This window comes from Micromonospora sp. NBC_01796, assembly GCF_035917455.1.
Lineage (GTDB): Bacteria > Actinomycetota > Actinomycetes > Mycobacteriales > Micromonosporaceae > Micromonospora_G.
This window is the reverse complement of sequence record NZ_CP109078.1, coordinates 2,913,096-2,925,771: the sequence shown is the minus strand read 5'-3', so window position 1 is coordinate 2,925,771 and position 12,676 is coordinate 2,913,096. Positions and strand designations below refer to the sequence as shown.

The 12,676-nt window shown below is 70.6% G+C and carries 8 protein-coding genes; 3 read left to right on the top strand and 5 right to left on the bottom strand.

The features are described 5' to 3' along the window. Nucleotides 1-39: 39 nt before the first annotated feature. Nucleotides 40-2,520 (bottom strand): hypothetical protein, encoded by a 2,481-nt coding sequence (locus tag OIE47_RS13485; protein ID WP_326561835.1) that lies wholly within the window; start codon nt 2,518-2,520, stop codon nt 40-42. A 412-nt stretch (nt 2,521-2,932) separates the two neighbouring features. Between OIE47_RS13485 and dnaB the strand changes: the two genes are divergently transcribed. Beyond that, entirely contained in the window at nt 2,933-5,857 is a 2,925-nt protein-coding gene (dnaB, locus tag OIE47_RS13480; protein ID WP_326561834.1) for a replicative DNA helicase, read from the top strand. Nucleotides 5,858-5,974: 117 nt separating this feature from the next. Here the strand turns inward: dnaB and OIE47_RS13475 are convergent, their stop codons facing one another. From OIE47_RS13475 to OIE47_RS13460, 4 genes are read right to left on the bottom strand one after another with little or no spacing between them, the layout of a single operon-like run. Next, the gene (locus tag OIE47_RS13475) at nt 5,975-6,403 is read right to left on the bottom strand and encodes a TFIIB-type zinc ribbon-containing protein (protein WP_326561833.1); all 429 of its coding nucleotides are present in this window, start codon (nt 6,401-6,403) and stop codon (nt 5,975-5,977) included. Between the two features lie 25 nt (nt 6,404-6,428). Next, nucleotides 6,429-7,055 (bottom strand): phosphoribosyltransferase, encoded by a 627-nt coding sequence (locus tag OIE47_RS13470; protein ID WP_326561832.1) that lies wholly within the window; start codon nt 7,053-7,055, stop codon nt 6,429-6,431. Next, entirely contained in the window at nt 7,052-8,425 is a 1,374-nt protein-coding gene (locus tag OIE47_RS13465) for a glycosyltransferase family 87 protein (RefSeq protein ID WP_326563087.1), read from the bottom strand. The genes OIE47_RS13470 and OIE47_RS13465 overlap by 4 nt, the downstream gene beginning before the upstream one ends. Next, complete coding sequence (locus OIE47_RS13460; RefSeq protein ID WP_326561831.1) at nt 8,425-10,950, bottom strand: putative bifunctional diguanylate cyclase/phosphodiesterase; 2,526 nt, start codon at nt 10,948-10,950, stop codon at nt 8,425-8,427. The genes OIE47_RS13465 and OIE47_RS13460 overlap by 1 nt, the downstream gene beginning before the upstream one ends. A 702-nt stretch (nt 10,951-11,652) precedes the next feature. On the opposite strand from OIE47_RS13460, the gene moaC reads away from it, so the two are divergent. Together moaC and OIE47_RS13450 are read left to right on the top strand one after the other, a co-directional pair. Next, complete coding sequence (gene moaC / locus OIE47_RS13455) at nt 11,653-12,144, top strand: cyclic pyranopterin monophosphate synthase MoaC (RefSeq protein WP_326561830.1); 492 nt, start codon at nt 11,653-11,655, stop codon at nt 12,142-12,144. After that, the gene (locus tag OIE47_RS13450) at nt 12,141-12,623 is read left to right on the top strand and encodes a MogA/MoaB family molybdenum cofactor biosynthesis protein (protein WP_326561829.1); all 483 of its coding nucleotides are present in this window, start codon (nt 12,141-12,143) and stop codon (nt 12,621-12,623) included. Before moaC ends, OIE47_RS13450 begins: the two co-directional genes overlap by 4 nt. Nucleotides 12,624-12,676: the final 53 nt, after the last annotated feature.

The window sequence follows — 12,676 nt, the reverse complement described above, 5'->3', positions numbered from 1 at the left end:
AGCACCGGAGTCGGGACCGGGGCCGACGCGGCCCCGGGGTCAGCCGAGTTGCTGACCGGTGACCACGCTGTACAGCACCGTGGAGAGCCCACCGCCGACAACCGCCGAGGCGAGCCCGAGGCTGGCCGGTCGCCAGGATCGGCTCACCCAGCGCAGCAGCAGCGCGACCACCAGGCTGCCCATCAGGGCGGCACCGAAGCGCGGCGCGGCACCAAGGATCGAGGCCAGCGCCTGCGCCCGCTCGGAGTCACATCCGCCACCGGTCGGATCGGTCACGCAACCGGCCGGCACGCTGTTGTCCAGGGTCACCAGCCAGACGAAAAAGACCAGCACCGGTACGGCGTACCAGGCGGCGGTGTAGAGCACCGCGGCGAGATGACTGCCGGGCTCCGTGTCGAGCAGGTCCTCTTCGATCCTCCGCTCGGGCCGATTGCTCCGCCCGGGCAGGCTCGCCAGTCCGGACTGCGGAATCTGCGCGCTCCGCGCGCCACGGGTGGTCTGGGTGCTCCGTCCACCTCTCCCGGTACGCCGTTCGACCGGGACGGTGGGTGCGGGCCGGGCCCCCGTTGTCGCCGCCGCCGACGGGCCGGGCGGTCTGGTCCGGGGAGGACGCGGGTACGCCACCGCCGGAGATCGTGGCGCGGAGGTCGGAGTCTCCATCCAGCGCGGGTCGTCGCCGGCGAGGCGGGTGCCCGACCAGAAGGCATCCCGGTCGCGCCAGGGCGGGTTTGCACCGGCGTCCCGCCGATCCGGCTCGTCCAGCGCGGCCAGCTCGCTACGGTCCCAGACACCGGTGTCGGTGAACCGGTCCCACTGCCCGGTGTCTGTGGACCGATCCCACCGGCCGGTCTCGCTGAACGAACTCCAGACCCCGGTGCCATCCTCGGCATCCGGGTTGTCGATGTCGAACCGGTCCCAGACGCCGGTGTCGTCGAACCGGTCCCACTGCCCGGTGTCGGCCGCCCGGTGCCGCGACTCGGCCTCCCGACGCCGGTCACCGGTGTCGGTCACCCGGTTCCACTGGCCGGTCTCGGTGAACCTGTCACGGCTGCGCCGACCCGTCGAGGGTTCGTCCGTCACCGGCTCCGGCGGCTCGGAGCGCGTCGGCCGTACCCGGTCGTCCGGCTCGGGCACCGCCCGCAGGTCCGCGCGCCCGGCCCGGCCCGCCCGATCCGCCCGCCTCGTTCGGTCCCCGCGGCCTGCTCGCTCCGTGGGGACTGTTCGGCCGCCTCCGCTTACCCGGTCTGTCCGGTCCGTGGACTCGGCTCGGCCTGCCCGGCCTGCCCGGTCTGCCCGGTCAGTGGGCTCGGCTCGGCCTGTCCGGCCCGGCCGGTTCGTGGGCTCGGCTCCGCCTGCCCTGTCGCTTCGGTCCACGCGACCGACTCGGCCCGTGGATTCGGCTCGGCCCGCCCGGTCTGCCCCGGCCCGGTCCGCGCGGCCCGTGGAGTCGGCTCGACCCGCCCGGTCTGCTCGGCCTGCCCGGTCCGCGCGGCCCGTGGAGTCGGCTCGGTCCGACCGGTCGGCCCGCTCGGTCCGGTCCGCGCGGCGCGGTTCCGCCGAGGTGCCGCCACGTGCCGTCCGACCGGCCCGGCTCGCCCGGTCGGTGCGATCCGTCGCGCCGAGCTGCGCGTCCAGGTCGTCCCGGTCCCAGACGCCGGTGTCGTCGAACCGCTCCCAGCGGGCGGCATCCGCCGAACGGCCCGACCGGGAGTCCCCGGTCGTCCGGCTCCGCCGCTGCTCACCGCCGATCGTGGTGTCGCTGCCGGAACTCCACCGGCTGGTGCCGGCGGATCCGTCCCGACCGTCCAGGGGCGCCGCGTCGTCCGACCATTCCCGGCTCCGGCGATCGGAACGCCGCCGGGTGCCGCCGGCCCGTGAACCACCGGTACGGGTGTCGTCCGTGCCTACCCCGGAGTCGCTCCAGGTGCTGGCGGTCGGCTGCGTACGTTCGGAGCGGCTGCGCCGCTGGCGGTCGTACCCGTCGCCGTCCCGGCGGTCGGTGAGGCTGTCACCGGCCCGGTTGTCGCTGTTGTCCGCGTGTCGACCCGCACCGTCCGCCGGCCGGTCGTCCGGCTCGGCCCGTCGCCGTCGACCACGTGTCGGTTCGGTGCCCTGCCAACCGGTCGGAGCGGTCCAGTAGTCCGTTGCCGAACTGTCCGTGCCGGACCCGGTCGTACGCGCCGATCCGGTGTCGCGCGCGGTGGTGCTGGCGTCGCGCGCGGTGGTGCCGGTGTCGTCCGTCCAGCGCCGACCCGGCTCCGGATCGTCCCGGTAGCGGGCGTTGTCGTCGGTACGGCCGTAGTCGTCCCGCGCCTCGGTCGCGGACTCCCGCGCCCAGCTCGGGGTGTACCGCTCCGGGTCGCTGCGGTGCGCGCCACGGCGGCGACCGGTGGGTTCGTAACCGTCGCCGGTGTGCGAGTAGGGGTCACCGGGGCGTGGATCGCCATCATCGACCCAGGCGTCGGCTGGTCGCCGCACGGGGCGGGTGAGCTCACCGCGCCCCCAGTCCCGATAGTCCACGGTCGGAGCGTGACCTTTCTGAGATCGAATAGCAATCGACCGTCCAGACGGATCTGTCGATGTCGGCATAATCCTGCCAGCTCGGACGGATCTTCTGGGTTTTTCTTTCCTCCACACCGTGGGGACGGAGTACGCCCAAGTCACGGCTGGTACAGGTTACCTTCCCCAGCCGTTATGCACAGCCTGTGCACAGGGCCGCGCACACCCTGGTGCCCACTGTCCACAGGTTGTCCCGAGGCTCGTCCACCGCCGCGTTTGGGGTCCTGACCTCGACTTTCGTATGGTTAACAGCGGATCCCCGCCCCTGACGCGACGTCCTCCGGCCAGCCCGGTCGGTCGGACAGCAAGCGAAAACTTGTCGTACCTCGGCGGTATCGCTCAGAGACAGCCGGTCCAGCGGAGGGGGGAGTCGGTGTCGGTCAGCGATGACATACGCGCGGAGGCCAGGTCGACGGGGCCACCCGCCGGAGGGCCACCGCCCCAGCGTGACGGTCAGTTCGACAAGACCCCGCCGCAGGACATCGCGGCTGAGCAGTGCGTGCTCGGTGGGATGCTGCTGTCCAAGGACGCCATCGCCGACGTGGTCGAGATCCTCAAGACCAACGACTTCTACCGGCCCGTACACGGCACGATCTTCGACATCATCCTCGACCTGTACGGGCGGGGAGAGCCGGCCGACTCGATCACCGTGGCGGCGGCCCTGGCCGACTCCGGTGACCTGGGCCGGATCGGTGGTGCGCCGTACCTGCACACGCTGATCGCCAGCGTGCCGACCGCCGCGAACGCCGGTTACTACGCCCGGATCGTCGGCGAGCGCGCCGTGCTGCGCCGGCTGGTCGAGGCGGGGACCCGGATCGTCCAGCTCGGGTACGGCTCCGCGGCCGGTGGCGGGCGCGACGTCGACGACGTGGTCGACCTGGCCCAGCAGGCGGTGTACGACGTCACCGAGCGGCGGGTGAACGAGGACTTCGCGGTCCTCGCCGACATGCTGCAACCCACGCTCGACGAGATCGAGGCGGTCGGTGCCTCTGGCGGGATGATGACCGGTGTACCCACCGGCTTCAGTGACCTGGACCGCCTGCTCAACGGCCTGCACCCCGGCCAGTTGATCATCGTTGCCGGTCGACCCGGTCTGGGAAAGGCGCTGGCGCTCGACACGCCGCTGCCGACCCCGGATGGGTGGACGACCATGGGGGCGGTGCGCGAGGGTGATCAGCTGTTGGGTGCCGACGGCCGGCCAACCGTTGTCACGGCCGCTTTCGAGGTGATGCACGACCGGCCGTGCTACGAGGTCGAGTTCTCCGACGGGTCGGTCGTCGTCGCGGACGCTGAGCACCTGTGGAAAACAACAACCAGGGCAAGCCGCCGCGGCGGCAGTATCCGCCCGCAGATCGGCTGGTCCGGCGATGCCCTGACCGGGTTGCGGCGCGTCCACCAGGAGCACGCGACAGCACCGGATTCGGACCTTTCCGTCCAGGAAGCGCTTGCTCTGGTCGGCCCGGAGTTCAAGAGCACCCTTCAACGCGTGGTGCGTGGCCTGCCGGTCCAGTCGGTCCGATCAACTGTGGGGACGGGGCGACGAGGCCGTCCCGCTCAAACGTACTCCGCACGGGTGTTGTATTCGAGCTTGCTGGATCGCGCCGAGGGCTGGGTCGAGACGCTTGACCAGGCGGCACAGCAGAGCGTGGTTACAACCGAGCAGATCGCTGCCACCCTGCGAACCGACACTGCTGATCAACGTCTCAACCATGCGGTTGAAAACTGCGCCCCGCTGGTACTTCCGGAACAAGAACTTCTGGTGCCTCCGTATGTGTTGGGGGTGTGGCTCGGGGACGGTCACAGTGCTGGTGGTCGCTTCACCAGTGCCGATCCCGAAATAGCGACCTACATCGAGGAGTCCGGCCTTCTCGTCCGCCAAACCGGCCCGATGCTCTACGCGATCAGCCCGCCGCCACTGCCGGCCATCCCCTCCAGAGCGTGTCTGGTCTGCGGCACGACCTTCCTACCGAAGTCGATCGCTGTGTTCACCTGCGGCAGGTCGTGCGGCGGGCAGTCAAAGGGGATGCCGCGCCCGGAACTCGGCTGCGCTACCTGCGGGAAGCGATCCATATCGATCGAGAAGCGCAGTGGTAGCCGGCGGTGCGAGGACTGTCACCGTACGTTCGGGTCTTTCGGGGGGATGCTGCAGTCGATCGGCGTGCTCAACAACAAGCACATTCCCCAGAGTTACCTCCGGGCATCCGAAGCCCAGCGTCGAGCACTTCTGGCGGGGCTGCTCGATACTGACGGCACGGTCGCTCCTGCCGGAAACATCCAGTACGTCTCGACATCTCGGCGGCTGGCATACGACGTTCGAGAACTGGTCGTCAGCCTCGGGTACCGGTGCACGGTAAACGAGAAGAAGGTACGGGGACGCGCGCCCGAGTCGTCGACGGCGTACACGTTGAACTTCTCGACCAACGACGCCATGTTCCGTCTGCGACGGAAGCAGGAAACGCACCGAACTCGACGCAGAACCGATTCGGAGGTCCGCAGCGGCTCCCGGTTCATCGTTGCCGTGCGTCCGGTTCCCAGCGTGCCGGTCCGCTGCGTCACCGTCGACAACGAGGACCACCTGTACCTTGCTGGCGAGACGATGATCCCCACGCACAACAGCACCGCATCTATGGACTTTGCCCGAAATGCGGCCATTCGAGCGAACCAGGCGGCGGCGATCTTCTCGCTCGAAATGAGCAAGGTCGAGATCGTCATGCGGTTGCTCTCGGCCGAGGCGCGCGTACCGCTGCACGTGCTGCGCAGTGGGCAGCTCTCCGACGACGACTGGACCAAGCTGGCCCGGTGCATGGGTGAGATCAGCGAGGCCCCGCTGTTCGTGGACGACACCCCGAACATGAACCTGATGGAGATTCGGGCCAAGGCGCGCCGGCTCAAGCAGCGGCACGACCTGAAGATGATCGTGGTCGACTATCTCCAGCTGATGAGTTCGCCGAAGAAGACGGAGAGCCGCCAGCAGGAGGTCGCGGAGCTGTCCCGGGGGCTGAAGCTGCTGGCCAAGGAGGTCGAGTGCCCGGTCATCGCGGTCAGCCAGCTGAACCGTGGACCGGAGCAACGTACGGACAAACGACCTCAACTGTCTGATCTGCGTGAATCTGGGTCAATTGAGCAGGATGCGGACGTTGTCATCCTGCTGCACCGCGACGACTACTACGACAAGGAGTCGCCGCGCGCAGGTGAGGCGGACTTCATAGTCGCGAAACACCGTAACGGGCCGACCGACACGGTGACGGTCGCGGCGCAGCTACACCTGTCCCGCTTCGTCGACATGGCGATCGTCTGATCCGGACGGTCCGAAGACCGTTCCGAAACCAGTCGAGGTGCCGCCCGGGACCGTCGGGATTCCTCCCCGGTCCCGGCCGACACCTCATTCGTCAACCGGGCGAATCGTTACCGACGGTCAGTCGAAGAGCTCGTTCAGGAAGCTCTTGCGCTTCTTCTGCCGGTAGTGCCCGTGGTAACCCTGGTGCTGCCCCTGGTGCTGTCCGTACGCCGGAGCCGGCGGGTAGCCGTGGGTGACCGGCGGCGGCGGGGCGTGGCCGGGGGCGGGGTAACCGGGCTGGTGCTGTCCCGGTCCGGGCGGGGGCGGCGGGTAACCGGCGCCCGGCGGAGGCGGCGGCGGTGCGTAACCGCCGGCCGGCGCGGCGGAAGGCTGGCGCGGCGCGCCACCCTGCTGCTGCTGCCAGTTCGACTCGGCCTCGAAAAGCTTCTCCAGCTCGCCGCGGTCAAGGAAAATTCCACGGCATTCGCTGCACTGGTCTACGGTGACGCCGCTGCGCTCGTACTGGCGCATGTCGCCCTGGCACTTCGGACATGTCAGATGCATCACTCGAAGGTACCGGGTGAAGTCACTATCACCCACTGAGCGTGGCCGTGACTTCGTCGTCGGGCACCTCGTGGAAGTCCTCGTAGAAGCGGCTGACCGCGCCGAAGTCCTCCGGCCGCTGCAGGCAGACCACCTCGTCGGCCTCTTCGGCGAGGGCCGCGTACGCCTGCACGGAACCGACCGGGACCGCCACCACGACCCGTTGCGCGCCGAGCCGGCGGGCGACCGCGACCGAGGCCCGTGCGGTGGCGCCGGTGGCGAGCCCGTCGTCCACGATCACGGCGGTACGCCCGTCGAGCGACAGCGGCGGCCGACCTGCCCGGTAGAGCCGCTCCCGGCGCTCCAGCTCCACCGTCTCCCGACCCACCACCTCCGCTGTCCGGTCCGGGTCGAGCCGGTCGGCAATCTCCGGATTGAGCACCCGGACACCGCCCGGCCCCACTGCCCCGAAGGCCACCTCGGGGGCCTGGGGCAGGCCGAGCTTGCGGACGACCAGCACATCCAGTGGTGCGGCCAGCCGCTCGGCCACCGCGGCGGCGACCGGGACCCCGCCCCGGACCAGGCCGAGGACGATGAGATCGGGCCGGCCGGCGAGCCCGGCCAACCGGTCCGCGAGGGCCCGGCCCGCGTCGGCCCGGTCCCGGTAGATGGTCATGCCTCAGGTGTACGCCTCGTCGCGGCGACCCGCCCGGTGGTCGCCGCAGAAAGCGATTCGGGCCGGGCGAGCCACAGGGCGGGTGCCCAGGCCAGGAACGCGATCGGGTAGAGCAGGTAGCCGAACCGGGTCGAGGGCATCAGGGCGATCGCGGCGAGCAGCCCGTACCCGCAGATCAGGGCGGCCGAGCCGGCCGTACGCGGGGGACGGCGGACGAGTCGTACGGCGATCAGCAGCCCGGCCCCGACGAGCAGGGCGGCGGCGATCACCCGGCCGGCGGGCAACGCGGAGGCGATCAGGTAACCGGGGAACGGTGACTGGGCCGGACTGCTCACCACCCCGTGGCCGAGGGGGAACCGGAGCACGTTCTCCACCAGGGCGGACGAGTCGACCAGTTGGACCGGGATCAGGGCGGCGACGGGCAGGCCGATCGCCCCGGCGGCCAGCCGCGCGGCGGTCCGCCAGCCCCTGGTGGCGGCGTATCCGATCAGCACCAGGGCGACCGGCCAGGCGAAGAGCTTCAGCGCACCGGCGAGCCCGATCGCCACCCCGGCGGCACCGAACCGCCGGTTGGCGCCGAAGGCGAGGGCGAGCAGACAGAGTGCGAGGACGGGCAGGTCGTCTCCGCCGGTGGCCAGGGTCAGCGCGCAGATCGGCAGGACGGTGGCGAGCTGCACGGCGCGTACCAGGGCCGAGTCGCGGGCGGTGGGTCCGTCGGGCCGTGCCGGGTCGGCGGCGGCCCGGCTCGGACCGATTCCGGTACGCCGCAGCGTCGTCACCGCGACGACCAGGGCGATGGCGGTGACCAGGGCGAACCAGATCCGGGCGTCGGTCCACCAACCGTCTCCGGCGATCGCCCTCGGCAGCCCGAACAGGGCCATCCCCGGCTGGTACGGGGTGTAGCCGAGCAGCTGCTCGCCGGCCGGCAGCGCCCTGATCGCCTCCGGTCCGAGGTACGGCGTGCCGTGGTCGAGCAGGCGGATGCCGGCGTGCTCGATCACGACCACCTCCTCCTGCGCCCGGTCGGTACGTCCACCGGCCCGCTCGACGCACTGCCACACCATCGGTACCAGCGCGGTGGTCACCCAGGTCACCGCGGTGAGCGCGGCGCGGGCGGCGGTCCCGGTCAGCCGGGTCGCACCCCGGCGGCGGGCGATGAGCTGGGCGATGACGGCAAGGGTCGCCAGCAGGTAGCCGGCGGTGGCCACGGTTCCCCAGGCCCGGTGCGGGAGCAGGGTCGAGGTGGCGGCGGTGACGGCGGCGAAGACGGCCGAGGCGGCGTAGAGCCCCAGGTCGGCGGCGAGGCCGTCGGCGGCACCGTCGAGCCGGCGCCAGAACCGGTGGACGCGGCCGGGCGGGTCCGGGGAGATCACGCGGGCAAGTGTGGCAGACGGTCGGTCTGTCGGGTGCCGGTGCGCCGTCCGGGTGACAGCCGGATCACCGCGCCCTCGTCGTGCAGTGGCGGGGCGAGCGCGCCGGGGCGGCCCTCGGCTCCCCGGCGCAGCGCGGCGAGCATCCGGGGGGCCGGCATCGGGCGGGCGAAGAGGTGGCCCTGTCCGGCGGTGCAGCCCAGCTCCCAGAGCGCCAGCCGCTGCGGTTCGCTTTCCACCCCCTCGGCGATGACCTCGAGGTCGAGGCTGCGGCCGAGGTCGACGGTGGATCGGATCACCGCGACCGCCTCGGCCGAGGTTTCCATCGCCATCACGAAGGTCCGGTCGATCTTCAACTCGTGCACCGGGATCCGGGACAGCACCGACAGCGAGGAGTAGCCGGTGCCGAAGTCGTCGAGGGCGAGCCGGACACCGGCGTCCCGTAGTTGCCCGAGGACCCGGTCGACCACCTCGAGTTGGCTGAGGGTGAGATTTTCGGTGAGTTCGAGGACCAGGCGCTCGGGTGGCAGGTCGTGGGCGTGCAACCGGGCCAGTACGACCTCCGGGAAGCTGGCGTCGAGCAGGCTGCGTGGCGACACGTTCACCGCCACCGGCAGGTCGAATCCGGCCGCGTGCCAGTCCCCGGCGGCGACGATCGACTGGTCGAGTACGGCGGCGGCGAACGCCGGCAGCAGGCCGGAGCGCTCCACCGCGTCCAGGAAGCGCAACGGGTCGATGGTCCCGTGGGTCGGGTGTTGCCAGCGGGCCAGCGCCTCCGCGGCCACGACCACACCGGTGCCGAGGTCGACGATCGGTTGGAATTCGACGGTGAACTCCCGCTCCGCGACCGCGCGGGACAGTTCACCGCTGAGGGTGAGCCGTCCGAGGTCGGCGGTGTCGCGGCTCGGCACGTAACCGGCGAGCCGCTGGCCGCTCCGTTTTGCCTGGTACATCGCCACGTCGGCGCGGCGGAGCAACTCGGACATGCCGCCGTTGTTGGGTGCGACGGCGATCCCGCCGCTGGCCTCCACGCTGATCCGCATCCCGTCCAGCTCGATCGGTTCGTGGAGTACGGCCAGCAGTTTCTCGGCCCGGTGGGTGGCGACCGCCGGGGCGGGGAGGCCGGTGATCAGGATGGCGAACTCGTCGCCGCCGAGCCGGGCGACCAGGTCCTCGGGGCCGGCGACGGCCCGCAGCCGGTCGGCGACCTCGATCAGCACCCGGTCGCCGGACGGGTGGCCGAGGGTGTCGTTGACCTCCTTGAAGTGGTTCAGGTCGATCAGCAGCACCGCGGCGACCCCGTCGGCGTGCCGCAGGCTCAGTTGTTCGGTGCCCCGTTCCAGCAGGTGGCGCCGGTTCGCCAGGCCGGTGAGTACGTCGTGTGACGCCGCGTGTGCGTGTTCGTCGGCGACCCGGGTCAGCTCCGCGTACGCGGAGGCGTTGCGGATCGCGGTGCAGAGCGCGGAGGCGAACGTGCGCAGCGTGTACCACTCGCGTTCGGAGAGTTGGACCGGGCCGGGGAACCAGAGGCGGAGCAGTCCGATCTCGATGCCGTCGTGGCCCTGCAGCGGAGTGGTGATGGTGGTGCCGCCGGTGGGCAGCGGTTCGCCGCCGTTGCCGTCGGAGGTGATCGTGCCGCCGTCGCCCCGTACGGTCCGCCCGCCGTCGTCGCGTACGACCTCCACCCGGTCGGCGCCGAACAGTTCTGCCGCACCGTCGACGGCGGTCCGGAGCACCTGTCCGAGGTCGACGTCGTTGAGCGCGTCGGTGGCCCGGGCCAACCGCTGCCAGGCGTGCCGTTCGTCCCGGCTGCGCAGGCGGGACGAGTACGCCAGGTGCAGGCTGAGTACGAGTGGCGGGATGATCAGCAGCAGGCTCGTGTCGGCCTGCAGGATCAGCATGATGGCCAGGATCACCAGCAGGCGGGCGACGACGCTGGCCAACCTGAGGTCCCAGTGGCCGGAGAAGAGCCTGCGGAGGCTGACCCGGCTGGCGAGCGAGATGACGGGCAGCGTCAACGCCTCGTCGAGCACCACGACCACGAGGTAGGCGGCGACCAGCGGCACGATCCGCTCTTGCAGCGGGCGGTCGGCTGACCAGGACCAGTCGAGGAGCAGGAAGACCACCCCGGCAGCGGTCGCGAGGAGCATGTCCTTCGCCACGCCGAAGGCGAGCTTCAACGGGGCCAGTCGGACGATCGCCCGCGCGATGCCCACGCCGAGTCCGGCGCAGAGGATGACCCAGGGGACGGGTGCGAGCGCGAGACCGGTGAGGATCGCGACCTCGGTCCAGGAGATGCCGTGCGGGGTCGACCGGATCCGAATCCGGACGCTGACCGTTGCGCCGACGACAACCAGGAAGGTCAGTTTGGCGGCGGTGCCGAGGTCGTTGAGTGTCGGAAGGCCGTGACCGAGTATCTCGCGGATGCTGATCGCTGCGGCTATACCCGCACAAATGACGACGAGACCGACAAGCAGCACCAGCCGCCGATCGGTCCCAGTGTCGTCCTGATCAGTCCGAGTCATACCAGTCCTTTGTCGCCACTCGGTGTTTCTCTCGTGACGGTATGTCTCGCCAGCCTACGACTCGTAGTGGTTGTCGGATACCTCTGCTCAGAGCCAGTCGGTGCTGCGCATCTCCGCACGTCCTCTCTTGTCGTACCGATGAAGCGGGAGGGGGTCCGGCGCTTCGATCGCTGTTGTTCGACGTGAGAATCGTATGAGATGAGGCGTCAGTTATATACCGTTAGGTGTCGATATGCGCAGTATCCGCTAATCCTCACCTAGTTTGCTACTTTGCGTCCCGATATGGAAACTGAATGCTTATGCGACTGCCTGATCGGCGTCATATTTCCTATTTGTGGATTGGGACCCCGGAATCGTGACTCCGCACACCCGTTGACACCCCGGTGCTGATGCGGGCCCACTGACCGCATTCGCCTGCCACCTCGCTGTGGCCAGGTAGATCAGACCTGCTCCGACCGGCGCCGATCCGTCCCCCGGTCGACCGCCGTACCGCCCCGGACATCCCCGCGCGGGTGCCATCGGCGGATGTTCTCTCGATTCGACGGACTAGTCAATTCCAACCCCGGGACGACCACGATCGGCGCGATCGGGAACGCGGGTAGTAGCGGTCGATCAGCTTCGATCGCCGTACCCGATCATCGAGACCGGGGTGGGCGGCGCGGTCCTCGCGAATGGACGGCGACGGTCGATAGGCTCGCGTACGTGACCACCTCGGAACACCTCACCCACGTCGACCGGGCCGGCGCGGCCCGGATGGTCGACGTGTCCGGCAAACCGGTGACCGGACGCCGGGCCATTGCCGCCGGCCGACTCCAGACCACCGACGAGGTTGTCCGGTTGCTGCGCCAGGACGGGCTGCCGAAGGGAGACGCCCTGGCGGTCGGGCGGCTGGCCGGGATCATGGGCGCCAAGCGGACCCCCGACCTGATCCCGCTCTGCCACCCGATCGCACTGCACGGGGTGATCGTCGACCTCACGCCGGAGGGCTCGACCGTCGAGATCACCGCGACCGTACGGACCGCCGACCGGACCGGGGTGGAGATGGAGGCGCTGACCGCGGTCGCCACCGCCGGGCTCGCCCTGATCGACATGGTCAAGGCCGTCGACCCCGCCGCATCCCTCGAACACGTACGGGTGCTGCGCAAAGAGGGTGGCAAGACCGGGGACTGGGACCGACCGGCGGACCGGCCGTGATCCGGGCACGGGTGGTGGTCGCCTCCAACCGGGCCGCCGCCGGCGTCTACGCCGACACCAGCGGCCCCCGCCTGGTCGCCGGACTGCGCGAACTCGGGTGCGAGGTGGACGAGCCGGTGGTCGTCCCCGACGGCGAACCGGTCGGCGCGGCCCTGCGCCAGGCCCTCGCCGACGGGGTCGACGTCGTCCTCACCAGCGGGGGCACCGGGGTCACACCGACCGACCGGACACCCGAGGTCACCCGGGCGGTGCTCGACTACGAGATCCCCGGCATCGCCGAGGCGATCCGGGCACACAGCCGGGCGGCCGTGCCGACCGCAGCGCTGTCCCGGGGACTGGCCGGGGTGGCCGGGCGGATGCTGGTCGTGAACCTGCCCGGATCCACCGGCGGCGCCAAGGACGGGCTCGCCGTACTCGGGCCGATCCTCGCCCACACCGTCGACCAGCTACGCGGCGGCGACCACCCGCAGCCGGCCTGAGTCGGGCGGGTGCCGTCCGGACCGCCCCGGACTCAGGACCCGGACCAAGCCGG

What these genes read in the sequence shown, in the direction of transcription:
- OIE47_RS13470 (WP_326561832.1), bottom strand. Translation starts at nt 7,055, where the DNA reads ATGACCATCTACCGGGACCGGGCCGACGCGGGCCGGGCCCTCGCGGAC.
- OIE47_RS13460 (WP_326561831.1), bottom strand. Translation starts at nt 10,950, where the DNA reads ATGACTCGGACTGATCAGGACGACACTGGGACCGATCGGCGGCTGGTG.